This window comes from Streptomyces sp. MUSC 14, assembly GCF_001866675.1.
Classification (GTDB): domain Bacteria; phylum Actinomycetota; class Actinomycetes; order Streptomycetales; family Streptomycetaceae; genus Streptomyces.
Genome location: NZ_MLYN01000022.1, coordinates 112423 through 136556, shown reverse-complemented (window position 1 = coordinate 136556; position 24134 = coordinate 112423). Strand labels below are relative to the sequence as shown.

Sequence of the window (24134 nt, the reverse complement as noted above, 5' to 3'; positions counted from 1 at the left end):
GCGGGCGCCTGGCCGCCGTCAGTCGAACCAGCGGTCCCTGGCCAGTTCCTCCGTCCTGGACGGGTCCTCCAGCAGGGCGGCCACCTCGAAGCGGCGCGGCCACTGGCCCGCCGCCCAGGCCAGTCCGGCGGCCACGCCCTCCAGTGTGGCCGCGTGCAGCACGCCGTCGGTGGTGAGGCGCCAGTCGATCTCCACACCGTCCACGAGGAGTTCCTCGTGTTCGACGTAGGTCTCGGGGGTGCGCGGTCCGAGCAGGACGCGCACCGGGTCCGGTACGTCGTGCTCGGTGCCCTCCGAGTGGACCTCGCCGGTGACGGACTCGCTCAGCCGCCGCACCTGGAACAGCTCCGCCAGCTCGCCGGCCCGGGCCGGGCGGACCGGCAGCAGGGGCACACCGGAGGTGAAGGGCAGCAGATCGGGGGAGTCGACGACCACGGCGTCGGTGGCGTTCACGACCTCCACCTGTCCGTCGGTCACGGCCCGCAGCTCGTCCGGCAGGGTCACCTGCTCGGGGTCCAGGTCCGCCAACGCGCCGTACAGGCCGTGCAGTTGGGCCGAGGAGACAGGCCGCTCGGGGTCGGACAGGCGGTCCAGCAGTTCGGCGGCGCCGCCCGGCTCGTCCAGCAGGGCCGCGACCGAGGTGCGCACGCCGAGGGCGCGCAGCACCTGCTCGTCCTCGAACCCGGTCGCGTCGGCCTCGTCGTACAGGCCGTGGAGAAGAGGGTCGCCCCCTGCGGCGAGGAGGCCGGCGGGGCGGCGGCCGTCGAGGACGGGGTGGCCGCGCAGCCACCAGGCCGTGTACGGCCGTACGACCTCGTGCGTGCCGTCGGGCAGCAGGATGCGGACCGGCTGGGTCAGGGCGTCCCGCAGCGGCGGCTGGGCGAGCAGGGCGAGGGCCTCCGGCCAGCGGTCGTCGTCCACGAGGTCCAGGTCGCGTACGGCGATCAGCTCGGTGGCGACCGGCGGGACGGGGCTGTCGGGGAAGCGGTCGAGGATGTCCTCGCACCACACGTCGACGGCGTCGAGCAGCCCGGCGTCGTCGGGTTCGGCGAAGTCGCCCTCCCGGGGCTCCAGTTCGTCCGGGTCGAGGACGACGTCGGCGGCGCGGACCAGTGCGAAGTTCGCGAGCACCCCGCATGCGGTCAGCGGTTGTTCGCCCCACTTGTCGGCCAGGTCGGCGTCCACGGCGGCGAGTTCGTCCTCGCGGATCACCCGGGCGAAGGCGCTGCCGGGCAGGACCAGCTCGCCCGCCGGGGCCAGTTCGCCGTCCTCGTCGGGCAGGGCGAGCGCGCCGAGCCAGGGCTCGTCACCGGGTTCCAGCCCCGCGTCGCGCACCAACGCCAGGACGGTGTCGGCCAGTTCCTCGGCGTCCGGCGCGTCCTCCTCCCAGCCCAGCGCCCCCTCCTCGTCCAGCGAGGCGGTGACGGCGGCCCGGACCTGCGGGGTGGTGAGCACCGCGCGCGGGCTCGCGGGCAGGGCGCCCAGCTTCTCCAGCAGCGGGTGCGCGGCGCTCTCGTGGGCGACCTTCAGCCCGAGCCGGCCGAGGACTTCGGGGTCGATCCGCGCGGCGTCCGGGGTGGGGAGGAGGACCTGGCGCGGGCCGATGGCCGTACGGCCGTCCGCGAGTGGCACGGGCAGCCCGGAGAGCCGGTCGGGGTCGACCCCGGCGAGGCTGTCGTAGAGCCGCCACCACCAGTCGGGGTCCTTCTCCAGTCCGGCGAGGCGGTCGACGGCGTCGGCGAGGGAGAGCCGGGCGACGCCCAGGCCGCGCAGCTCGGAGCGTCGTTCCAGGCCCGCGGGCAGCAGGGTGGGCAGCACCTCGGCGAGCACCCGGACGGTGTCCGCCCCGGCGCCCTCCACGATCTCCGCGTCCCGGGGCCGCAGCACCTCGGGCAGCTCGTCCTCGCCGCCCGGCGCGAGCGCCGGGGGCAGGAAGGCGGTGCGCGGCAGCCGCTCCAGCACGGCCTGCCGCAGGGCACCGTCCAGCGCGCCCTTGCCCAGCGGGCCGGGCACGAGGTCGATGATCCCGTCCGTCACCGGGCGCCAGGCGGCGAGGAGTTCGGTGTACGCGTCGGCCGCGCGCTGCACCAGGAAGTCGGTGAGCGGGCCGGGGGCCGCGTGCCGGCGGGTGGCGTCGAGCGGGAAGGAGGCGATGAGCAGGGCCGGGACGCCGAGCGGCTCGTCGCTCGGGGTGGGCGCGTGCACGACGGGCGCGGTGCGCGGCCGCACCGGCCGCCCGGCCGCGTCCTCGGGCACGGCCCAGGTGACGGACCAGTGGGGCCGCAGCCGCTCCTCCACGGGCCGGTCGGCGAGCAGGTCGGCGGTGAGCGCGCCGTGGGCACAGACGCTGCGCCACCGCGTCGTGCCCTCCCGCGAGTCCTCCACGACGGTGACGGCGCCGTCGGCGGCACTGGTACGGCGGCGCAGGACGCGCGGCTCCCGGCCGTCGACCTCGACGACGACCTCCGCCAGGCCCGGCAGGGCGAGGAGCAGCGCGTCGTCCACGGCGTCGAGGAGCCGTTCGGCGAGGTCGGCGGCGGCCGTGTCCCGCAGCGGCAGGATGACGGCGGTGTCGTACGACTCCGGCGCGGTGCCCTCGGCCGCGAACGGCAGCCGCAGCAGCGGCACATGGCCGTCCCGCCGCCGGACCTCGTCGCCCAGTCCCGGGCTGTGCCGGGCGGTTCCGGCGGCCAGCTCGCGCGCCTCGGCGAGCGACCAGCGCACCCCGCCGTGGCGTCCCACGATCGCGGGCTCGTCCGTCACCGCGATGACGGCGGCGAACCCGACGCCGAACCGTCCCACGGCGCTGCGGGCCCCCTCGGCGTCCCGTTTGGCGGAGGCCCGCAGGGTGGACAGCGACTCGACACCGGCGGCGTCCAGCGGGGCACCGGTGTTGGCGGCGACGAGGACGCCGCCCTGGAGGGTGAGCCGCAGCCGGCCCGGAGCGTGCGCGCGGGCGGCGGCGTCGGCGGCGTTCTGCGCCAGCTCCACGACCAGCCGGTCCCGGTAGCCGCCCAGGACCAGGTCCTCCTCGGCGTTGGCGTCCTCCCGGAACCGGGCGGGGCTGGTGGCCCAGGCGTCGAGCACACCGCGCCGCAGCCGGGCGGTGCCGAAGGGGTCGGCGCCCTCGGCCGCCGGCCGCACGTACTTGCTGCTCACGTTCACTCTCCACCTCGTCGCTGTGAGGACGAAGGTACAGCGCGCACGGGGCGGCCGGGGCCCGGGTGCCGGGCGGCAGGGCGGCGGGCCCGGGCCGGGCGCGTCAGCCGCCGAGCACGGGCAGGGAGAGGTGGCAGTCGACGGGCTGCGCGTGGGCGGGGTCGAGGGCGTTGCGGACGAGTTGGGCGGCGTTGGCGTCGTACGCGAGCCCGATGTGCTCGGAGAGGTCCCGGGGGCAGACGTCCTGGATCGTGATGTTCCTGACGGTCGCCTTCGGCCCCGCGGTCAGGAACTGGTGCGTGTAGGGGGTGACGACCTCGTCGAACTTGGTGGCGATGACGGTGTAGTCGACCCCCGGCCGGGTGTCCCCGTCCTTGTCCAGCGTCGTGTTCACCTCGGAGCCGACCAGCTGGTCCTCGTACGCCTCGCCGAGGACCGCCGACACGGGCTTGTTGAGTCCCAGCTTCGTGGTGAGCGTGCCGAGGCCGGAGGCGGTCGTGCCGTGGTTGGACGGCGCCAGTCCGATGAGGCTGTGCACCTTGTTCCGCTGCGGATGGGCGGCGTCCGTGCCGCCCGCGAACCGCAGGTACCAGCGGGGCGTCAGACCGCCGCCCTGGGAGTGCCCGACGAGGTCGACCTGGTGGGCGCCGGTGGCCTTGAGCACGCGGTCGACGTAGTCGGCGATCTGTCCGGCGGACACCGGGACGTGCGCGGTGGCCTTGATCGGATTCCCAGGTGTCCCGCCGTAGTTGACGGCGAAGACGCAGTAGCCGAGCTGCTTCAGGTACGGGGCCATGAGGCCCCAGTTGTCATGGGCGTTCGCCCAGGTGCCGTGGACCAGGACGACCGGGCGGGGATGCGCGCGCGTCGGCTTGCAGCTCCAGTCGTCGGCGCCGGCCGGCGGCGACTCCGGCTGGACGAGCCCCTCGATCGCCGCCAGCGGGAAGGCGAGGAGCCGCCCGTGCGGTGCCGGGGCCGGGGGTCCGTCGGCCCCGGCCGCCGCCCCCTGAAGCCCCACGACCAGCGAAAGGGCCGCGAGACCCGCACCGACCACTGACCACCTGATGCGCCGCATCGCCCGCATCGCACCACTCCTCGCCTCAACGCCGGCCGAGTGCCGACGCGGCGATGATCGAAGAGCGGGGCGCCCCATGGGCGGCCGGAGCGGACGCGTCACCCCTTATGGAGCAGTGCGTTTCATCCGGTCAGCGCCCCCGGAGGGTAACTGCGAGCGATCACCGGGACACTGTTCGCCTCCACGACGGCCTCCGGGAACAACTGCGCCCCCGGAGGCTGCCGTTGGACAGGGCCCGGGTCAGGAGTGGCCCAGCTCCGCCGTCTCCTCGTCGGCCGGCTCCGGGACCGAGCCCGAGTCGCGGGCAGGGCGCAGCGGGAAGGCGTCGACCTTCGTCTCGTCGACGACCGGCGGGGCCACCTGCGGGGGCTTCGGCATGACCGCGGCCTCGGAGTGGCCGCCGCAGCCGTAGGAGAGGGAGACGACGCGGCCGTCGGCCGGGGCGAACTCGTTGGCGCACACGCCGAAGGCCTGGCCCAGCGAGCCGCCGATCGGGGCGAGGAAGCCGCAGGTCATGCATGTGGCCGGGGCCGCCTGGGCCATCGGGGTCTTCGCGCCGAAGGCCTCGTCCCAGCGGTCGGCCGCGGTGTGCAGGCCGTAGCGGGACAGGACGCGGGCGCGGCGCATGCCCAGTTCCTCGGCGACCGAGGCGATCGAGCCGCGGGAGGGGACCGTGAGCTGGACGGCCGGGGTGCCCGGGGTGACCTCGGCGTCCTCCGCGTCCGCCAGCTCCTCCATCTCGTGGGAGACCAGCGCGTTCGGCGGCGGCTCCTCCTCGGCCGTGTAGCCGGGCTCCAGGCGCAGGTCCTCCTGGTCCGTGGGCAGCAGGTCGCCGGGGCCGAGGTCGCCGGGGCGCAGCCGCTCGCTCCAGGGCACCCATTCGGGGGCGAGGAGGGCGTCGGGGCCGGGGAGCAGGACGGCCTCGTCGAGTGTGACGATCTTGGCGCGGGAGGCGCGGGCCACGGTCACGGCCCAGCGCCAGCCGCGGTAGCCCAGCTCTTTGCACTCGAAGAAGTGGGAGACAACGCGGTCGCCCTCGGAGACCAGGCCGGTGTGTTCACCGACCACACCGGGTGCGGCGGCCTCCTCGGCGGCGGCGCGGGCGAGGTCGACCGCCTCCGCGCACAGACGGTCGGGGGTGCGGCTTCGCGTTGTCGCTGCGCTCACAGGTATCGCTTCTCTCCTACGCCGTCTCACGTGTGGGCCTGCCTCCGGCGGGCCTGCCGACGGAGCGGACCGTAGGACCGCATCGACGTCTGCATCCGCGCGCTGGGCGCACCTCTGCCATCCATTCTGCGTTATGGCTGAGATACGCACGCTACACCGAACGGGATTCGTGGGTTTTTCCCACCCGCCCGCACACCCGGCCACCCGCCCACACACCCGACTCGCCCGGCCTCGCACTATCGGCCCGCTTCTCGGGGCACTATGAACGTCGTGGCAGCCGCGGACAAGGCGAGTGGTCGTGGCGGCGGTGCGGCCCGCGTCGGCGGAGCCGCCCGCTCTGTCGGGCGTGCCCTGCATTTTCCCGTCACCGGTGCCGCGCGCGGCATCCGCCGGGCCACGCACGCCCAGGGCGCGGGCGAGTCCGGGCTGGGCAAGCTGATCGAGCTGCACGCGGTGAACGGCGCGGGCGACGTGATGGTCACCGTGGCGCTCGCCTCCACCGTGTTCTTCTCCGTGCCCACCGACGAGGCACGTGGGCGTGTCGCGCTGTACCTCGCCATCACGATGGCGCCGTTCACCGTCCTCGCCCCGGTCATCGGCCCGCTCCTGGACCGGCTGCCGCACGGGCGGCGCGCCGCGATGGCCGCGGCCATGCTGGCCCGCGCCCTGCTCGCGCTGATCATCTCCGGCGCGGTGGCGAGCGGCAGCCTGGAGCTGTACCCGGCCGCGCTGGGCGTGCTGGTCGCGTCCAAGGCGTACGGCGTGGTCCGCAGCGCCGTCGTACCGCGGCTGCTGCCGCCCCGGTTCTCGCTCGTGAAGGCCAACTCCCGGGTCACCCTCGCCGGTCTGCTGGCCACCGGCGCCGCCGCGCCGATCGCGGCGGGGCTGCACAGGATCGGGGATCCCTGGCCGCTCTACGGCGCCTTCGTGATCTTCGTCGCGGGAACGTTCCTGTCGTTCACCCTGCCGCCCAAGGTGGACTCGGCCAAGGGCGAGGACCGGGCGCTGCTCGCGGCCGACGAGGAGCATCTGCGCGGGCCGCTCAGGAACCAGCGGGCGAAGCGGCCGGGGCTGCGGACCGTGGGCCCCGCCGTCACGCACGCGCTCGGCGCCAACGCGGCCCTGCGCTGCCTGTCCGGCTTCCTGATCTTCTTCCTCGCGTTCCTGCTCCGCGAGCACCCGCTGACCGGGGAGAGCGCGGCGGTCTCGCTGGGCATCGTCGGCGTCGCCGCCGGCGTGGGCAACGCCCTCGGGACGGCGGTCGGGAACTGGCTGAGATCGCGTGCCCCGGAGATCATCATCGTGGCCGTCGTCGCCGTGGTGCTCGGCACGGCGGTCGTGGCCGCCGTGTTCTTCGGCGCGTTCCTGGTGGCCTGCCTCGCCGCGGTCGCCGGGTTCGCCCAGGCGCTCGCCAAGCTGGCCCTGGACGCGCTGATCCAGCGGGACGTGCCCGAGCAGGTGCGCACTTCGGCCTTCGCCCGCTCCGAGACGCTGCTCCAGATGGCCTGGGTGTTCGGCGGCGCGGTCGGCATCGTGCTGCCGCTCGACGGCACCGTCGGCCTGCTGGTCGGCGCCGGGTTCGTCGCCGTCGGCTGGCTCGGCACGCTCCGCGGACTGCTCGCCTCCGCCCGCCACGGGGGCCGTCCCAGGGCCCGCGTGGCGTAACGAACCGGGCACGCCGTACCCCACGTGGCCGGACGGCTCCGGGCGCCCGATAGCCTTCGGCCATGACCACGCTGCAATCCGCTTCGCGACGCCGCCGCGCCGTCGCCGCCGCCGGCGCCGTTTCCGCCGGACTGCTTCTGCTGTCTGCCTGTGAGAAGCCGACGCCCGTCGCGACGATCACCGTCGGCCGGAGCTCGGTCAACTCCGAGGCGCTCTGCTACAACGACGGCAACGCGCTGGACGCCAAGACGCTGGCGAAGTGCGCCAAGAACATCAACGACGTCAAGTCGATCACGGTCGACACGGACGACACCGTCCGCTTCGGCGTCGACCCGAAGATCGCCGACGCGGGCTGGGTCATCCTGGTGAACGGCCGCCAGTTCACCGACTCCAGCAAGAAGACGTACCGCACGATCCCGGGCAGCGCGTTCTTCAACGCCCAGTACGGCACCCAGGGCGACACCAACACGGTCTCCATCCAGATGGGCGCCACCAGCCCGGGCAAGGGCCTGTGGGCCTTCAAGCTGAAGAAGGCCTCCTGACCCCGTCGTCCGCGTCCCGCGCACGCATCCTCGTCGCCACCGCCGTCCCCGCCGAACGGGACGCGGTGGCACGGGCGTTCTCCCCGCCGGACTCCCCTGACGAGCACGTCGGCCTGCCCGGCGTGGAGCTGACGCGCACGGCGCGCGCGGCCGGAGTCTGGGACCTGCTCGCCGCCGGTGTCGGCCCCGCGCGCGCCGCCGCCTCCGCCGCCGCCGCGCTCACCGCGGCCCGGCTCGCCGGCACCCCCTACGACCTGGTCGTCTCGGCCGGGATCGGCGGCGGCTTCCCGCCCGACGCCCCCGTCGGCTCGCTCGTCGTCGCCGACCGGATCGCCGTCGCCGACCTGGGCGCACAGACCGCCGACGGCTTCCTCCCGGTCACCGAACTGGGCTTCGGCACCATCCACCACGACCCGCCGAGATCACTCGTACGGGTTGCGTGCCGGGCCACCGGCGCCCCCGCCGGCACGATCCTCACCGTCTCCACCGTCACCGGCACCGCCGCCCGCGCCGCCGAGCTGCGCACCCGGCACCCCCGCGCGCTCGCCGAGGGCATGGAGGGCTTCGGGGTGGCGGAGGCGGCCGACGCGCACGGGACGGCCGTCCTGGAGATCCGCGCGGTCTCCAACCCGGTCGGCCCGCGCGACCGCGCCGCGTGGCGCATCGGCGACGCCCTCGCCGCCCTCACCGAGGCGTTCGGGAAGCTCGCCCCCGCATTGGAGAGTTGGAACCGACATGACGACCAGTGAGCAGCAGCAGACGCTGAAGATCGCGTACTCCCCCTGCCCGAACGACACCTTCGTCTTCGACGCCCTCGCCCACGGCCGCGTCCCCGGCGCGCCCGCGCTGGACGTGACGTTCGCCGACATCGACATCACCAACGGCATGGCCGAGCGCGGCGAGTTCGACGTGCTGAAGGTGTCGTACGCCGTCCTGCCGTACGTCCTTCGCGAGTACGCCCTGCTGCCGTGCGGCGGCGCGCTGGGCCGGGGCTGCGGGCCGCTGGTGCTCACGCGTGAGGCGGACGCGGACCTGACGGGCCGGACGGTCGCGGTCCCGAGCGAGAAGTCGACGGCGTACCTGCTCTTCCGCCTCTGGGCGGCCGACACCCTCCCGGGAGGCGTCGGCGAGATCGTGGTCATGCCGTTCCACGAGATCATGCCGGCCGTGCGGGACGGCAAGGTGGACGCCGGACTGGTCATCCACGAGGCCCGTTTCACGTACCAGAACTACGGGCTGCACAAGCTCGCCGACATGGGCGAGCACTGGGAGCACACCACCGGGCTGCCCATCCCGCTGGGCGCGATCATCGCCAAGCGCTCGCTGGGCGCGGACACCCTGACCCGGCTCGCCGAGTCAGTGCGCACCTCCGTACGGGCCGCCTGGGACGACCCCGAGGCCTCCCGGCCCTACGTCATGGCCCACGCCCAGGAGATGGACCCGGCCGTCGCCGACCAGCACATCGGCCTCTACGTCAACGAGTTCACCGCCGACCTCGGCGAGGACGGCTACGCCGCGATCCGCGGCCTGCTCACACGCGCCGCGGCCGAGGGACTGCTGCCCGCGCTCCCGCCCGAGGCGCTCTCGTTCCCCTGACGTGCGGCGGCCGAGGGGCGGGTGCCGCCCCTCGGCCGGGATGCGCTCGCTTTTCCCTGAGGTTTGCCCGAGGTCTCACACGTCCAGCTGGTCGGCGACCGCGCGGAGCAGGCCGGCGATCTTCTTGCCGGAGACCTTGTCCGGGTAACGGCCCTTCTCCAACATCGGCGTGATGTTCTCCAGAAGGGTCGTCAGGTCCTGCACGATCGAGGCCAGTTCGTCCGGCTTCTTGCGCTGGGCCGCCGCGACCGACGGCGTCGGGTCGAGGACCGTCACCGAGAGCGCCTGGTCACCGCGCTGACCGGCGACGACACCGAACTCCACGCGCTGTCCCGGCTTGAGTACGTCGACTCCGTCGGGGAGAACCGAGGAATGGACGAAGACGTCACCGCCGTCGTCGCGGGAGAGAAAGCCGAAGCCCTTCTCGCTGTTGAACCACTTGACCTTGCCGGTAGGCACGTCTGTCCTCGTCCTCGTGTCTCGTCGGGAAAACTACTTCGGAAACGGCTCTCGACAGCAAGCGAGCGGGTCGGCCGTGACCCGCTGCTACCTGGCGATACCAAGTGCTACCAAGGCTAATGCTCTTCAGGCGGGTGACAAGACGTCCCCCGGTTGTTCACCGTGGCTGGGAACTACCCTGGTCCGGTGCGTGACAAAACCCAAACGAATTCCGCCGGGCCCGGCGACCGACTGATCCGTGCCGGTGCCGTCGTGTTCTTCATCGGCGCGCTGGCCACCCTCGTCACGGTGACCCCGCTGTTCCTCGGCGCGACGCCCTTCCCGACCTACATGTACCTGCTGAGCATGCTCATGGGCGTCGGCTTCCTGCTCGCCGGCGCCGGTCTGGTGCGGTCGGTGGCGGTCGGCCGGCGTCAGGCGCGGGCCGCGGCCGCCGAGCGGTAGCCGTCGAACCACCCCGGGAACGCGGACAGGTCGTCCAGCACGACGTCCGCGCCCGCGGCGCGCAGTTCCTCCGCCGAGCACGGCCCGGTGGCCACGGCGAGGGACAGCGCGTCCGCCGTGCGCGCCCCGCGCACGTCCCCGATGTGGTCACCGACGTACACATGCGCGCCGTACTCGCGCAGCGCCTGCGCCTTCTGCTCGGCCCACAGGTCGCCCACGACCACGTCGGGCTCGATGCCGAGGTGCGCGAGGTGCAGCTTGGCGTTCGGCTCGTACTTCGCCGTGACGACCATGGTCCGCCCGCCGGCCGCCCGTACGGCCTCTATCGCTTCCCTCGCGCCGTCCATGGCGGGGGTCTCGGCGATGGCGATCGTCGGGTACATCTCCCGGTACAGGTCCGCCATCGCCGGGATCCGCTCCTCGGGGAACCAGTTGACCAGCTCCTCCGCGAGCGGCGGCCCGAGCCGCGTCACCGCCAGGTCGGCGTCGATGTAGGTCCCGGTCCGCTCCGCCAGCGCCAGGTAGCAGGCACGGATGCCGGGGCGGGAGTCGATGAGGGTCATGTCGAGGTCGAAGCCGACGGTGAGAGTCATGTCGCCCATTGTGCCGGGTGCGTACGAGCGCCCCGCGGGGGCGAGGCGCCTCACCCGCGCCGCTGCGACCGCCACACCAGGAACAACGCCGACGCGATCGCCGCGCCCCGGACCACCCACGGCCACGTCCCCGCGACCGCGTCCCCCATGTGTCCCTGCGCGATCGGCTGACCCCAGCGGCCGTCCTGCCGCCCCCACAGCCACACCAGACCCGCCGCCACCGCCGCGCCGGGCAGGATCATCACGGCCGTCCTGGTCTCCGCGGCGGTCAGCCTGCGGGAGCCGTAGGCGATCACCCAGCCGAGCAGCAGCGCGAACCAGTTGCCGAGCACCGCGCCGGCGACCAGCGCGGCGGCGGCCAGCAGCAGGAGGGGGTTGGTCCAGCCGGCGGCGGGGCCCAGGGGCAGCAGGCGGCGGCGCCCGGCGGACCCGTCCTCCTCGGTGGCCTCCGGCGCCTCCTCCTCGGCCTCCTGCTCCTTCTTCGGCTCCTCGGCGGCCGTCTCCTTCTGCGGCCGCCGCAGCATCTCCGGGATCTCCACACCGCCCACGAACCCCGGCACGGAGTCGGTGCCGGCCCCGCCGAAGGGGGTGTCGCCGGTGCGCCACCACTCGGGCTGGGGGAGGTCGTCCCCGAAGTCGTACACCGGGCCGGGGCGCGCCGGGGACGGCGCGTCGCGCGGCACGGACGGGCCCGCGGGCTCGGGATCGGCGGGACGGGGGCGGGAACGCGGGCGGGGTACGACCCGGCGCAGGCCCTTCGGCCGTCCCGCGCCGTCGTCGGCGTCCTCCTCCGCCGGCTTCGCGGGCCGCTTCCGCTCACGCGGCGCGGGCTGTACGGGTACGGCGGCGGGCGGCTGCGGCACACCGCCGGTACCACCGGTGCCGGACGTTCCGCCCGCCGCCTCGACCACGTCGTCGGGGCTGCCGAGCCGGTCCAGGATGCGGCGGACGGCGGCGGGCGAGTCCACCGTCACCCTGGCCCGGTGCCGGTCGATCTCGTTGCGCAGCTCCGAGACCAGCCGCATGCGGGTGGACGACGGCAGCTGCCGTTGCTGAGCGATGTCTCCGACACGGCTCAGGTACTCGTAGACGACCTTGTCACTCTCGATCCCCAACGGAACCCCTCCGGGGCGACGGTGTGGAAACCCCGATGAGGACGGTACCGCCTGGCCGCCCTCCCCCGGTCACTCGGCGGGAACGGACGCACCCGCTACCGTGGGTCAGATGAGCCAAGCGGCCCGACCAGCTCCCCGATCCCTCGCGGAGGCGTTGCGCGCCAGGGACGACGCCTCGCTGTCCGCGCTCCTGCGCAGCCGGCCCGACCTCATCACGCCCGTGCCGACCGACCTCACCCAGCTCGCGACCCGGGCCGGCACCCGCGCCTCGGTGCTGCGCGCGCTGGAGCGGCTGGACCGGTTCGCGCTGCAGACGGCGGAGGCGCTGGCCGTGGCCCCGGAGCCGGCGTCGTACGCCACGCTGCTCGGGCTGATGGCGGGCGACGCGGCCGACGAGAGCGTGACCGCCGCGCTGCCGAGGGCCGTCGCCACCCTGCGCGAGCAGGCCCTGGTGTGGGGCGACGACAAGCGGATGCGGCTCGTGCGCACCGCCCGTGAACTCCTCGCCCCGGCCCCGCAGCACCCCTCTCCGACCGGCCTCGGCCCGTCCGTGCAGGAGGCGACGTCGGGCATGTCGCCGGGCCGGATACAGGAGATCGTGACGACGGCCGGGCTGCCGTCGACCCACGACGCCGTGTCCGCCGTGGCCGCGCTCACCGCGCTGTTCGGCCACCGCAAGAAGATGGCCAAGCTGCTCGCCGGGGCCCCGGACGCGGCCCTCGACGTGCTGCACCGGCTGGTGTGGGGGCCGCCGTACGGGCAGGTCACCGCCGATCCGGCCGCGCATCTGCGCTGGCTGCTGGACCGGGGCCTGCTGCTGCCGACCACCCCCGGCACGGTCGTGCTCCCCCGCGAGGTGGCCCTGCATCTGCGCGAGGGCCGGGCCCACCGCGCGCCGGAGCCGCTGCCACCCGCCGTCGAACCGGCCGCCGCGCACAGCCCGCAGGTGGTGGACGCGACGGCGGCCGGGCAGGCGTACACCGCGCTCGCCACCGTCGAGGAGCTGCAGAAGGACTGGGACGAGGGCGGCCCGGGCGTGCTGCGGGCCGGCGGGCTGAGCGTGCGCGATCTGAAGCGCACGGCCGTCGCCCTGGACGTCTCCGAGCCGGTCGCCGCGTTCTGGGTGGAGCTGGCGTACGCGGCCGGTCTGATCGCCTCCGACGGCGAGGCCGACGAGCGGTACGCGGCCACGCCCGGCTACGACGAGTGGCTGGAGCGGCCCGCCGCCGAGCGCTGGACCCGCCTCGCGGAGGCCTGGCTCGCGGGCACCCGGACGCCGGGGCTGGTCGGCGGGCGGGACGCGAAGGACCGTACGCTCTCCGCGCTCGGCCCTGGCCTGGACCGCTCGGCCGCCGCCGAGGTACGGCACCGGGTGCTGACCCTGCTGGCCGGGCTGCCGACCGGCACGGCGCCGGACACCGGGTCGGTCCTGGACCGGCTGGGCTGGGAGCGGCCGCTGCGCGGGCCCCGGCAGGAGGGCGGCGAGGAGGACCTGCGCTCCCGGCTGGCCCGCTGGACCCTGTCGGAGGCGGAACTGCTGGGGATCACGGGCCGGGGCGCGCTGTCGGCGCAGGGGCGCGCGCTGCTCGGCGCACCGGCGCCGGCGCCGGCCCCGGTCGCCGAGGATCCGGCGGGCCCGGGCGCCAAGCTGCCGGTCCACCACCACGCGCCCGGCCCCGCCCCGGCGCTGCTCTCTCCCGCCGAGCGGGCGGCGGCGACGGCGGCCGCCGCCCGTGTCCTCGCCCCGCTGCTGCCCGAACCCCTGGACCACGTCCTGCTCCAGGCCGACCTGACGGCGGTGGCGCCGGGCCCGCTCCAGCGGCCGCTCGCCGACACGCTGGACGTCCTCGCGGACGTCGAGTCCAAGGGCGGGGCGACGGTCTACCGCTTCACGCCCGCCTCGGTGCGCCGCGCCCTGGACGCCGGCCGCACCGCCTCCGACCTGCACGCCTTCCTCACCGAGCACTCCCGTACGCCGGTCCCGCAGCCGCTCGCCTATCTGATCGACGACGTGGCCCGCAAGCACGGCCATCTGCGGGTGGGCGCGGCCTCGGCGTACGTCCGCTGCGACGACGACGCCCTGCTGAACGAGATCCTGGCCGACAAGCGCGCCGCCGGTCTGCGGCTGCGCCGGCTGGCCCCGACCGTGCTGGCCGCCCAGTCCGACCCGGCGGCCCTGCTGGAGGGCCTGCGCGCGCTGGGCTTCGCACCGGCCGCCGAGTCCGCCGAGGGCGACGTCCTGATCGCCCGCGCGCACGCCCACCGCACCCCGCCGCGCACGGCACCCGAGCCGGTCCCGGACGGCCCGCCGCCGCCCGACGCCACGCTCCTCGCGGCGGCGATCCGCGCGATCCGGGCGGGCGACCTCGCGGCCACCGCCCCGCGCAAGCCCGCCGGTTCCGAGACCGGGACCGGGAGCAGGGCCCCGCTGGCGGGCGGCGAGCTGCCGCGCACCTCCTCCGCCGAGACCCTGGCCACCATGCAGGCCGCCGTCCTGACCGGCGAATCCCTCTGGATCGGCTACGTCAACGCCGAGGGCTCGGCCAGCCAGCGCGTCATCGCCCCGGTCCGCGTCGAGGGCGGCTTCGTCACGGCCTACGACCACACGGCGGACGAGGTACGGACGTATCCGCTGCACCGGATCACGGGGGTGGCGGAGCTGGCGGAGGACTGACCCCGGCCCGCGGCTCAGCCCTTGAGCCTGCCGCCCTTGACGGCGGCGACGAACGAAGCCCAGCTGCCGGCCGGGAAGACAAGGGCCGGGCCGTGCGGCGCCTTGCTGTCGCGGACGGGGATGACGGCGGGGAAGTCGTGCGCTACCTCGATGCAGTTGCCGGCGCCTCCGTCGCTGTAGCTGGACTTGCGCCACGAAGCAACTCTCAGGTCGATGCCAGGGGATCGCATGGTGCGCTGTCCTCCATCACTTGCTCAATGAACGCCACCGAGTCCTGGGGCGAAAGGGCCACGTCCCGAAGTGCATCGTAGGACAACCTGAGTTGTTCGACTTCCCTTGCGTCCTCCAGCAGTTCACCACTCTTGCTGCTCTCCACCCAGACCGCTGTGGTCCCGTCGAGGCCCCGGAGAAAGGCGACCAGTCCGCCGAGGAGATCATGCAACCCCACCGAGTACGGCAGAACCTGGACAGCCACGTGCGGCTGGGACGCCATTTCGACGATGTGGGCAAGTTGTCCACGCCATTCCCCGGCGTCCAGGAGTGGCCGTCGCAGGACCGCCTCGTCGATGATCGCCCGCAGGTGTGGAGGCGACTCGCACAGCAGCAGCTCCTGCCTGCTCATGCGGCCGACAAGCTGTTCTTCCAACTCCGGGACCTGGCTGGGGAGATGCGGCGTCGACCAGAACAACGCCTTCGCGTACGCCTCGGTCTGAAACATGCCGTGCAGGAAGCTCCCCGCATAGTGCTCGATGACCACGGCTTCCGCCTCAAGCTCCATGTACCGCACGTACTTGTCGCGGAACACGGTCTCCTGCTTGGCGATCTCCCACAACCGCATCAGCAGCGGCTTCGTCCCGTAGACCACGTCGAGCGCCTCGATGATCTCGGGTCCGCCGAGGGTCTTGCCCCGCTCCAGACTGTGCAGTTGCGAGTGGTCCCACCCGACCTTGCCGGCCAGCTCCCGCAGGGACCGGCCGGACTCGGTGCGCAGCCGGGCCAGCTCGATGGCAAGCACCACGCGGGGTGATTGGTGACCCGATCCCGGGATCGGTTTCCGTGGTGGCATCGCGCGCCCCTCCGCCAACGGCCGACAGTCCGCCAGTGACCTCCCGCTCACAATAAGTGAACAACAGCCTGGCAGCCCCCAGAAAGAACCGTCCAGACCCGCCGGAGACATCGATGTCTTCCTCGAGGGTCGTCTCGTCCGTTTCACGCGATGGGCGAACATAGATAGCGGCGCGCATCCCCGGCGCGCTGGCCGGTACGCCCTTCCGGCGCCGGGCACGGGGCATGGCCCGAGCGGTGACAGGTGCAGTGTCTGTCACGCTGGAGATCCTATCCGTGGAGGTATGTGTGTCCTGCCTAATCGTCCAGTCCGACAAGACCCTGCTCCTGGAAGTCGACCACGAGCGGGCCGACGACTGTCGGCGGGCCATCGCGCCGTTCGCCGAGCTGGAGCGGGCGCCGGAGCACATCCACACCTATCGGGTCACGCCGCTCGGACTGTGGAACGCGCGCGCGGCCGGACACGACGCCGAGCAGGTCGTGGACGCGCTCGTGCAGTACAGCCGGTATCCGGTGCCGCACGCGCTGCTGGTCGACATCGCCGAGACCATGGACCGCTACGGCCGGCTGACCCTGTCCAAGCACCCCACGCACGGACTGGTGCTCACCAGCACCGACCGGCCCGTGCTGGAGGAGGTGCTGCGGTCCAAGCGGATCATCCCGCTGGTGGGCGCCCGGATCGACCCGGACACCGTCGCCGTGCACCCCTCCGAGCGCGGGCAGATCAAGCAGGTGCTGCTGAAGCTGGGCTGGCCGGCCGAGGACCTCGCCGGGTACGTCGACGGCGAGGCGCACCCGATCGAGCTGCTGGAGGACGGCTGGGCGCTGCGGCCGTACCAGAAGCAGGCCGTGGAGAACTTCTGGCACGGCGGCAGCGGTGTGGTCGTGCTGCCGTGCGGTGCCGGAAAGACGCTGGTCGGGGCCGGGTCGATGGCCCAGGCGAAGTCGACGACGCTGATCCTGGTCACGAACACCGTCTCGGCCCGGCAGTGGAAGCACGAGCTGGTGAAGCGGACCTCGCTGACCGAGGACGAGATCGGCGAGTACAGCGGCACGCGGAAGGAGATCCGGCCGGTCACGATCGCCACGTACCAGGTGCTGACGACGCGGCGGAAGGGTGTCTATCCGCACCTGGAACTGTTCGACTCCCGGGACTGGGGCCTGATCGTCTACGACGAGGTGCATCTGCTGCCGGCTCCCGTCTTCAAGTTCACCGCCGATCTGCAGGCGCGGCGGCGGCTGGGGCTGACGGCCACGCTGGTGCGCGAGGACGGCCGTGAGTCGGACGTGTTCTCGCTGATCGGGCCGAAGCGGTTCGACGCGCCCTGGAAGGAGATCGAGGCGCAGGGGTACATCGCGCCCGCCGACTGCGTCGAGGTGCGGGTCAACCTGACCGACTCCGAGCGGCTCGCGTACGCCACCGCCGAGACGGAGGAGAAGTACCGCTTCTGCGCGACGACGGACACCAAGCGGAAGGTCACCGAGGCGATCGTGCGCCGGTTCGCCGGGCAGCAGATCCTCGTCATCGGGCAGTACATCGACCAACTCGACGAGCTGGGCGAGCACTTGAACGCCCCGGTCATCAAGGGCGAGACCTCCAACGCGCAGCGCGAGAAGCTCTTCGACGCCTTCCGCGAGGGCGAGATCAGCGTGCTGGTCGTCTCGAAGGTCGCGAACTTCTCCATCGACCTGCCGGAGGCGACGGTCGCCGTCCAGGTGTCGGGCACGTTCGGGTCGCGGCAGGAGGAGGCTCAGCGGCTGGGGCGGGTGCTGCGGCCCAAGGCCGACGGCCATCAGGCGCACTTCTACTCGGTGGTCGCCCGCGACACGATCGACCAGGACTTCGCCGCCCACCGCCAGCGCTTCCTGGCGGAACAGGGCTACGCCTACCGGATCGTGGACGCGGACGAGCTCCTCGCGGAGGGCTGAGCCGGCGGCGCGCCGGTGGGGGCCGGGGCCCGTCACCGACGGCGTATGCCCGCTTCCTCGCCGTACTCGCCGAGGATGATCACGTTGAAGGCGGCCTCCGCGAACACCTTGACGGCACGCAGGGCGTTGCCGAGCGGGTGGTGGTGGGGGCCGTCGGTCGCCGTGGCACCGGACGGGGGCCGGGCGGCCGGGGCCGGGGAGATGGTTGCTGCGCTCATGTCTCCATGGTGGCTCCACGGACACCGGACCCGCATCGGTCTCCAGAGCCAGTTGTGAGCGGCTCGGACTAGACCTCCGGGTGGACCTCGACCCCTACTTCGAGGGGGACGGGTCCCCTAGGGTGCGGTCATGGGGAGCAGACGCAGGGTCCGTCGCCTGGTGGTGGACGGCACGGTGTACGGCTGGTGCTTCTGGCACCGGCACGATCGGGCGCGGGGCTGTCCCGGGTGCGCGAGCACGGTGTCGCTGTGGCGGCTCGGCAGCCGGGCCCGGCTGCGTCTGGTGTTCCGGCCGGCGGCCGGCCGGATCATCGCCGACGGCTACCACGACGAGGGCGCCGCGATGCGTCTGCCGGACCGCGCGTACCTGAACCTGCACGAGCCCGGCAGCGTGCGGGCGTTGCTGGACGAGGCTCTGGCACGTGGGCTGTTTCCGGCGGCGGGGCCGGTGGAGGCGGAGGTGGACGGCTGGCCCCTGTTCGACGCGGTGCGAGCGCGGGACACCGGGAGCTGAGGCACCGCCCGGGAACACCGCCCGGGAAATTCATTGGCGCTCGTCTCCCCGCCCCGACTAAAATCTCCTCTCTTGCCCGCCTCCCCTCAGCGGAGCGCCGCCGCCCGGTCGGTAACCGTGCGGCATCGTCGTAGCTACCCAGCAGGTCTACCGGAGGCACCCCCTTGTCCACGCCCGCCCAAGAGCCGCTCGACGCCCCGTCCGCCGCCCCGCTCGACGACCCGCTCGCCCGGGAGCGCGCCCATCTGACGTCCTCCCGTGCCGCGCTGCGCGCCATGCGCGAGGACGTGGAGGCGCTGGACATCAAGGACGTCGCCGCGAACTGGGTCAACGCCCAGGTGCTGGCCCGCCAGATCGACGACCGGATCAAGGCGCTGGCCGACCTCAGCGACACCCCGCTGTTCTTCGGCCGGCTGGACTACCTGCACGCGCCGGGCGCGGATCAGGCGGAGGGCGCCGAGGAATCAAAAAAGAGGCGCGAAGCGCCTTCCTTGCAAGGGCGGCGGTGGGAGACGGGCGGGCAGTTCTACATCGGGCGCCGGCATGTGCACGACCACGACGGCGACCCCATGGTCATCGACTGGCGCGCCCCGGTCTCGCAGCCGTTCTACCGCGCCTCCAAGAAGGACCCGCAGGACGTCGGCCTGCGCCGCCGCTTCGGCTACACCGGCGGGGACCTCACGGCGTACGAGGACGAGCACCTGTCCGACCCGGAGGAGAGCGCGAAGACCAGCAGGCTCCTCCAGCAGGAGATCGAGCGGCCGCGCGTCGGCCCCATGCGGGACATCGTGGCCACCATCCAGCCCGAGCAGGACGAGATCGTCCGCTCCGGGCTGGGCGGCACCGTCTGCGTCCAGGGCGGGCCCGGCACCGGAAAGACCGCCGTCGGCCTGCACCGGGTCGCCTACCTCCTCTACGCCCACCGGGAGCGGCTGGCCCGCACCGGCACCCTCGTCATCGGGCCGAACAAGTCGTTCCTGCACTACATCGAGCAGGTCCTCCCGGCGCTGGGCGAGCTGGCGGTGCAGCAGGCCACGGTGGACGACCTGGTGGCGCACGTGGAGGTGCGCGGCGCGGACGAGGCGGCGGCGGCCGTGATCAAGGGTGACGCCCGGATGGCCGAGGTGCTGCGCCGGGCGCTGTACGCGCACGTGAGCATGCCGACGGAACCGGTCGTGGTGGTGCGCGGCTCCCGGCGCTGGCGCGTACCGGCGTACGAACTGGAAGACGTCGTACGGGAGTTGCTGGAGCGGGACATCCGGTACGGCGCCGCCCGTGAGGCGCTGCCGCAGCGGATCGCGCACGCGGTGCTGGTGCAGATGGAGCGGGCCGGTGAGGCGCCGGACGACCGGGTGCAGGACGCGGTGGCGCGCAACAGCGCGGTCAAGGCGGCCGTGAAGGCTCTCTGGCCGGCCGTCGACCCGGCGAAGCTCGTGTTGCGCCTGCTGACGGACGCGGACTTCCTCGCCGAGCACGCCGAGGGGGTCCTCGACGAGGACGAGCAGAAGACGATCCTGTGGGACAGGCCGGTGCGCAGCGTGAAGTCGGCCAGGTGGTCGCCGGCCGACGCGGTGCTGGTCGACGAGGCGGCCGACCTCATCCAGCGCACGCACTCGCTCGGCCATGTCGTGCTGGACGAGGCGCAGGACCTGTCCCCGATGCAGTACCGCTCGGTGGGCCGCCGCTGCACCACCGGCAGCGCGACCGTCCTCGGCGACCTGGCCCAGGGCACGACCCCGTGGGCGACCCGGAGTTGGGACGAGGCGCTGGCCCACCTCGGCAAGCGCGAGGGCGTGATCGAGGAGCTGACGGCCGGTTTCCGTGTGCCGACGGACGTCATCACGTACGCCTCCCGGCTCCTGCCGCACATCGCGCCCGGCCTCACCCCGGTCGCCTCGGTCCGTGAGAACCCGGGCTTCTTCGAGGTCCGCGCCATCACGGACACCGCCGAAGTCGTCGCCGCCTGCGAGGAGTTGCTGGGCAACGAGGGCTCGACGGGCCTGATCGCCGCCGACGCCCGGATCCCGGTCCTGGCCGAGGCGCTGACGGCGGCGGGGATCGCGTATCTCGCCCCCGGCGAGGAGACCACCCGCGAGACCCGCCTCACCCTGGTCCCGGCCTCCCTCGCCAAGGGCCTGGAGTACGACTACGTCGCCCTGGACGAGCCCCAGGCCGTGGTGGACGGCGAGCCGGACGAACGGACCGGCCTGCGGCGGCTGTACGTGGCGCTCACGCGAGCGGTGTCCGGACTGATCGTGACGCACGCGGCACCGGTGCCTGCGCAACTGGCTGAGAAGAACGATGAGTAGGGTGCTGCTCCGTTCCGCCACGTCCCCATGGAAAGGCCTCCGTTGAGCACACCGCCGTCCCCGTATCCCGGTTACCCGCAGGCGCCGGGGCCTTACCAGCAGCCGGGTGCCTACCCGCAGCAGCCGGGTCCGTACCAGCAGGCCCCCGGGCCGTACGCACAGGCGCCCGGGGCGTACCAGCAGCCCGCCCCCGCGCCGTATCAGCCCGCCCCGGCGCCCGGCGGTTACGGCCAGCCCCAGGCGCCGTACCAGCAGGGTCCCGTCGACTACGGTCAGCAGGCCGCCTACCAGCAGGCACCCGCCGGGCCCGGCTGCGACGTGTGCGGGGCCGGGCCGGCCACGCGGGTGACGATCCGTGGCCACCAGGGCTTCCTGATCGTGATGCGGAACCTGTGGCGGAAGGGCACCTTCTGCCAGACCTGCGCGCTCGCCGTGTTCCGCAAGATGCAGTCGGACACGATGGTGCAGGGCTGGTGGGGCCCGATGTCGGTGATCATCACGCCCATCACGCTGCTGATCAACCTCTTCGCCCTGTCCAAGATCCGCAAGATCCCCCCGCCGATGGCCGCCATGGGCCCCGGCCTGGACCCGGGCAAGCCGGTCCTGCGCCGCCCGGCGGGCATGTTCGGCCTGCTCCCGCTGAGCGGCTTCGTGCTCGTGTTCCTGTTCGTCCTGGTCGCGATCGCGACAGGGTGACGGTGGTGGGCGGGGCTGTCCTACTCCCCGTCCACCGCCCTTCGCCATTCCCGCACAAGCTCCTCGGAAACAGACCCGTCCCAACCCGCGGAGCGAGCCGCGCCGCCGATGTGGAACGCGTCGATCCCCGCGTTCCGCAGCGGGCGGACGTGTTCCAGGCGCAGCCCGCCGCCGACCAGGACCGTCTGGTCGTACCCGGGCTCACCACGGCGGCCGGCCTCCGCGACCAGCGTGGGCAGCCCCTCGTCCACGCCGGCGGCGGCGCCCGCCGTGAGGTAGGCGTCCAGGCCGGGCAGGTCGGCGAGTTGTTTGCGCAGGGCGTCGCGGTCGGCGGCGTGGTCGATCGCCCGGTGGAAGGTCCAGGCGCAGCCGTCCAGGGCGGCGACCACCCGCTCCACCGCCGCCAGGTCCACCGCGCCGTCCGCGTCGAGGAAGCCGAGCACGAACTGGTCGGCCCCCGCCTCCCGCAGCTCGCCCGCCGCCCGGACCAGAGCGGCGACGTCCTCGGCGGCTCCCGCCGCGAACCCGTCCGACAGCCGCAGCATCACGCGCAGGTCGATGTCGACGGCGGCCCGGATCCCGGCGACGGTGGCCGTCGCGGGGGTGAGCCCGTCGGCCGCCATCTCGGTGACCAGCTCCAGCCGGTCCGCGCCTCCCACCTGGGCGGCGACCGCGTCCGCCACGTCGAGCGCGATCACCTCCAGGACTGCACGCTTGCTCATGGCACCCCATTCATCGCGGCTACAGATCCAGGTATCCAAGTACGGCTCTAGAGGTCTAGTCCAATCCAAAGGGTACGCCCTGCCCCACCCCGTGGCCGACCGCACGCGGCGATCAGCCACCCGCACGCCACAATGAGCCCATGGCCGACCTCGACGCCCTGCGCCTCCGCTTCGCCCGCGCCCTGGAAGCCGCCCGCGCCCCCGGCGGCGGCCCCGACCCCGCGCCGTACGCCGACAACCTGCTCGCCCGCTGGCAGGAGCCGCAGCGCCGGTACCACACGGTGGCCCACCTCGCGGCGGTGCTCGACCACGTCGACGACCTCGCGGACCACGCCGCCGACCCGGACGTCGTACGGCTGGCCGCGTGGTTCCACGACGCCGTCTACCTGCCCGACCGGTCCGAGAACGAGGAGCGCTCGGCGCGGCTCGCCGAGCGCGCGCTCCCGGAGGCGGGGGTGTCACCGGAGCAGACCGCCGAGGTGGCCCGGCTGGTCCGGCTCACCGTCACGCACGACCCGGCCGGCGACGACCACGACGGCCAGGTGCTGTGCGACGCGGACCTCGCGATCCTGGCCGCGCCCCCGTCGGCGTACGCCGCCTACACCGCCGAGGTGCGCGAGGAGTACCACTTCGTGCCGAACGACGCCTTCCGGGACGGCCGCTGCGCGATCCTGCGCCAACTCCTCGCACTGCCACGCCTGTTCCACACCCCGTACGGCCAGGAGCACTGGGAGGCCACGGCCCGCTACAACCTCGGATCCGAGCTGGAATTGCTGTCGACCTGAGCCGACGCCCCCGCCTACAGTGCGCCCCATGCGAATGATCAGCGGGGACGATGTGAAGCGGGCCGTCGCGAGCTGTACGGCGACGCTGCGGCAGGCGGCGGACCGGGACTGGACGGCCGTCAAGGCGGGCCGGGTGGAGTGGAGTTGCCACGCCACCGCGTTCCACGTCGCCGAGGACTTCCTGGGCTACGCCGGCAACCTCGCCGGACGCGCCCGGGAGGCGTACGTCCCCTTCGAGATCACCCTCGAAGAGGGCACCGACAACACCGGCCTGCTGCACGTGATCGAGACGACCGGCGCACTGCTCGCCGCCACCGTCGACACCACCCCGCCCGGCGTGCGCGCCTTCCACCCCTACCCGTTCCGCAGCGCCGACCGCGAGGGCTTCGCGGCGATGGGCATCGCCGAGGTACTGCTGCACACCCATGACATCGCCGAGGGCCTCGGACTCCCCTACGCACCGGACGAGGACCTGGCCGAATCCGTTCTGACCTGCATCTTCCCGCAGGTCCAGCCCGGTCCCGCGCCCTGGCCGACCCTGCTGTGGGCCACCGGCCGGGGCGAGCTGCCCGGCCGCGCCCCGGTCACCGAGTGGCGCTGGCACAACAACCTGGTCGTCCCGGCCGAGCGGCTCGACCTGGTCGGCATCCGGCCGGCCGCCGCCCGCGACCTGCGCCTCGGCGGCGACGGCGGCTTCGACTGGATCGAGGGCGGCCCCTACGAGGGCACCCGGGACGCGTCCGGCTTCCTGGTGAAGGCGTACGAAGCGGGCACGCACCGGCCGGAGTTCGGGGTCTTCGCCCTCGTCCGGCGCGAGGACGGCCGCGCGATCGGCGGCATGGGCTTCCACAGCGCCCCGAACGAGGAGGGCCGGGTCGAGGTCGGCTACGACCTCGCCGAGGGCGCTCGGGGACACGGCTACGCCACCGAGGCGCTGCGCGCCCTGGCCGAGCGGGCGCTGGCCCGGGACGACGTCTCGACGGTCGTCGCGACCATCGAGCACACCAACATCCCCTCGCAGCGGGTGGTCGCGCGGGCCGGCTTCACCCGGGCCACCCCGGAGGAGGAGCGGACCGCCCGGACCGAGCACGGCATGGAGGAGGGACTCGCGCTCTACCTGCGCCGCGCCTGATCCCCCCTGCGCTTACGCCGCCGCAGCCCCGAGGCGTGCAGCAGCCGCACCACCGTGCGGCTGCTGACCTCCACCGCCCCCGCCGCCACCACGTCCGCGTACCGGCGCTCCGGAACGTCGTAGTGGTCGCCGTCGAAGGCGCGGCCGGGGATGTCCAATTTCACGGCGAACGCGTGCAGTTCGTCGTACGACACATCGCTCACCAGGTGCGACCACAGGCGTCCGTGACCGGGCCAGGTGGGCGGGTCGATGTAGAGGGTCACGGGGTCACCGGT

The 24134-nt window shown here is 73.6% G+C and carries 23 protein-coding genes; 12 read left to right on the top strand and 11 right to left on the bottom strand.

Annotation, left to right across the window (positions count from 1 at the left end):
• Positions 1 to 18 precede the first annotated feature (18 nt).
• From BIV25_RS13760 to BIV25_RS13750, 3 genes are all read right to left on the bottom strand, one after another.
• Positions 19 to 3159, bottom strand: a complete 3141-nt coding sequence (locus BIV25_RS13760) for a sacsin N-terminal ATP-binding-like domain-containing protein (protein ID WP_071372646.1) — start codon at positions 3157 to 3159, stop codon at positions 19 to 21.
• A gap of 103 nt (positions 3160 to 3262) precedes the next feature.
• Entirely contained in the window at positions 3263 to 4234 is a 972-nt protein-coding gene (locus BIV25_RS13755; RefSeq protein ID WP_071372645.1) for a triacylglycerol lipase, read from the bottom strand.
• A 240-nt stretch (positions 4235 to 4474) separates the two neighbouring features.
• Positions 4475 to 5401 carry a DUF3027 domain-containing protein gene (locus tag BIV25_RS13750; RefSeq protein WP_071372565.1) on the bottom strand — a complete coding sequence of 309 codons (927 nt, stop codon included), beginning with the start codon at positions 5399 to 5401 and terminating at the stop codon, positions 4475 to 4477.
• Between the two features lie 261 nt (positions 5402 to 5662).
• On the opposite strand from BIV25_RS13750, the gene BIV25_RS13745 reads away from it, so the two are divergent.
• The 4 genes from BIV25_RS13745 to BIV25_RS13730 all read left to right on the top strand — a co-directional run bounded on the left by BIV25_RS13745 (position 5663) and on the right by BIV25_RS13730 (position 9204).
• The gene (locus tag BIV25_RS13745; protein ID WP_071372564.1) at positions 5663 to 7066 is read left to right on the top strand and encodes an MFS transporter; all 1404 of its coding nucleotides are present in this window, start codon (positions 5663 to 5665) and stop codon (positions 7064 to 7066) included.
• A 62-nt stretch (positions 7067 to 7128) separates the two neighbouring features.
• Entirely contained in the window at positions 7129 to 7608 is a 480-nt protein-coding gene (locus BIV25_RS13740; protein ID WP_071372563.1) for a DUF2771 domain-containing protein, read from the top strand.
• Positions 7578 to 8357, top strand: coding sequence for a futalosine hydrolase (locus BIV25_RS13735; RefSeq protein WP_177235264.1), 780 nt, complete (start codon positions 7578 to 7580; stop codon positions 8355 to 8357). The genes BIV25_RS13740 and BIV25_RS13735 overlap by 31 nt, the downstream gene beginning before the upstream one ends.
• Entirely contained in the window at positions 8344 to 9204 is an 861-nt protein-coding gene (locus tag BIV25_RS13730; RefSeq protein ID WP_071372561.1) for a 1,4-dihydroxy-6-naphthoate synthase, read from the top strand. The genes BIV25_RS13735 and BIV25_RS13730 overlap by 14 nt, the downstream gene beginning before the upstream one ends.
• A 75-nt stretch (positions 9205 to 9279) precedes the next feature.
• Here the strand turns inward: BIV25_RS13730 and BIV25_RS54075 are convergent, their stop codons facing one another.
• A complete protein-coding gene (locus BIV25_RS54075; RefSeq protein WP_071372560.1) occupies positions 9280 to 9663 on the bottom strand; it encodes a cold-shock protein in 384 nt (127 codons plus the stop codon).
• Positions 9664 to 9849: 186 nt separating this feature from the next.
• Here BIV25_RS54075 and BIV25_RS13720 point away from each other — a divergent pair, with 186 nt between their 5' ends.
• On the top strand, positions 9850 to 10107 hold the full coding sequence (locus tag BIV25_RS13720) for a hypothetical protein (RefSeq protein ID WP_071372559.1): 258 nt from the start codon (positions 9850 to 9852) through the stop codon (positions 10105 to 10107).
• Here the strand turns inward: BIV25_RS13720 and BIV25_RS13715 are convergent.
• Both BIV25_RS13715 and BIV25_RS13710 read right to left on the bottom strand, forming a co-directional pair.
• A complete protein-coding gene (locus BIV25_RS13715; protein ID WP_107486106.1) occupies positions 10077 to 10700 on the bottom strand; it encodes an HAD family hydrolase in 624 nt (207 codons plus the stop codon). The two genes, BIV25_RS13720 and BIV25_RS13715, sit on opposite strands and share 31 nt — an antisense overlap.
• Positions 10701 to 10750: 50 nt before the next feature.
• A complete protein-coding gene (locus tag BIV25_RS13710; RefSeq protein WP_071372557.1) occupies positions 10751 to 11815 on the bottom strand; it encodes a hypothetical protein in 1065 nt (354 codons plus the stop codon).
• Between the two features lie 109 nt (positions 11816 to 11924).
• Between BIV25_RS13710 and BIV25_RS13705 the strand changes: the two genes are divergently transcribed.
• A complete protein-coding gene (locus BIV25_RS13705; RefSeq protein WP_071372556.1) occupies positions 11925 to 14489 on the top strand; it encodes a helicase C-terminal domain-containing protein in 2565 nt (854 codons plus the stop codon).
• A gap of 14 nt (positions 14490 to 14503) precedes the next feature.
• Here the strand turns inward: BIV25_RS13705 and BIV25_RS13700 are convergent, their stop codons facing one another.
• Both BIV25_RS13700 and BIV25_RS13695 read right to left on the bottom strand, forming a co-directional pair.
• A complete protein-coding gene (locus BIV25_RS13700) occupies positions 14504 to 14719 on the bottom strand; it encodes a DUF397 domain-containing protein (protein WP_071372555.1) in 216 nt (71 codons plus the stop codon).
• Positions 14695 to 15507 carry a helix-turn-helix transcriptional regulator gene (locus BIV25_RS13695; RefSeq protein ID WP_177235263.1) on the bottom strand — a complete coding sequence of 271 codons (813 nt, stop codon included), beginning with the start codon at positions 15505 to 15507 and terminating at the stop codon, positions 14695 to 14697. Before BIV25_RS13695 ends, BIV25_RS13700 begins: the two co-directional genes overlap by 25 nt.
• Positions 15508 to 15842: 335 nt before the next feature.
• Here BIV25_RS13695 and BIV25_RS13690 point away from each other — a divergent pair, with 335 nt between their 5' ends.
• Entirely contained in the window at positions 15843 to 17483 is a 1641-nt protein-coding gene (locus tag BIV25_RS13690) for a DNA repair helicase XPB (protein ID WP_071372553.1), read from the top strand.
• 32 nt (positions 17484 to 17515) lie between these two features.
• Here the strand turns inward: BIV25_RS13690 and BIV25_RS13685 are convergent, their stop codons facing one another.
• Positions 17516 to 17701, bottom strand: a complete 186-nt coding sequence (locus tag BIV25_RS13685) for a hypothetical protein (protein WP_071372552.1) — start codon at positions 17699 to 17701, stop codon at positions 17516 to 17518.
• A 130-nt stretch (positions 17702 to 17831) separates the two neighbouring features.
• Here BIV25_RS13685 and BIV25_RS13680 point away from each other — a divergent pair, with 130 nt between their 5' ends.
• The 3 genes from BIV25_RS13680 (at position 17832) to BIV25_RS13670 (ending at position 21220) form a co-directional block, all read left to right on the top strand.
• Complete coding sequence (locus BIV25_RS13680; RefSeq protein WP_071372551.1) at positions 17832 to 18215, top strand: hypothetical protein; 384 nt, start codon at positions 17832 to 17834, stop codon at positions 18213 to 18215.
• A gap of 164 nt (positions 18216 to 18379) precedes the next feature.
• Positions 18380 to 20524 carry a UvrD-helicase domain-containing protein gene (locus BIV25_RS13675; RefSeq protein ID WP_071372550.1) on the top strand — a complete coding sequence of 715 codons (2145 nt, stop codon included), beginning with the start codon at positions 18380 to 18382 and terminating at the stop codon, positions 20522 to 20524.
• A gap of 42 nt (positions 20525 to 20566) precedes the next feature.
• The gene (locus tag BIV25_RS13670; protein WP_071372549.1) at positions 20567 to 21220 is read left to right on the top strand and encodes a hypothetical protein; all 654 of its coding nucleotides are present in this window, start codon (positions 20567 to 20569) and stop codon (positions 21218 to 21220) included.
• A 20-nt stretch (positions 21221 to 21240) separates the two neighbouring features.
• On the opposite strand, the gene BIV25_RS13665 is transcribed toward BIV25_RS13670, so the two are convergent.
• Positions 21241 to 21942: a copper homeostasis protein CutC gene (locus BIV25_RS13665; protein ID WP_071372548.1), complete on the bottom strand. Its 702-nt coding sequence runs from the start codon at positions 21940 to 21942 to the stop codon at positions 21241 to 21243.
• Between the two features lie 140 nt (positions 21943 to 22082).
• Here BIV25_RS13665 and BIV25_RS13660 point away from each other — a divergent pair, with 140 nt between their 5' ends.
• Positions 22083 to 22727 carry a hypothetical protein gene (locus tag BIV25_RS13660; protein ID WP_071372547.1) on the top strand — a complete coding sequence of 215 codons (645 nt, stop codon included), beginning with the start codon at positions 22083 to 22085 and terminating at the stop codon, positions 22725 to 22727.
• 52 nt (positions 22728 to 22779) lie between these two features.
• Positions 22780 to 23859 carry a GNAT family N-acetyltransferase gene (locus tag BIV25_RS13655; RefSeq protein WP_071372643.1) on the top strand — a complete coding sequence of 360 codons (1080 nt, stop codon included), beginning with the start codon at positions 22780 to 22782 and terminating at the stop codon, positions 23857 to 23859.
• On the opposite strand, the gene BIV25_RS13650 is transcribed toward BIV25_RS13655, so the two are convergent.
• Positions 23841 to 24122 (bottom strand): DUF4031 domain-containing protein, encoded by a 282-nt coding sequence (locus BIV25_RS13650; RefSeq protein WP_071372644.1) that lies wholly within the window; start codon positions 24120 to 24122, stop codon positions 23841 to 23843. The genes BIV25_RS13655 and BIV25_RS13650 overlap by 19 nt on opposite strands.
• Positions 24123 to 24134 lie beyond the last annotated feature (12 nt).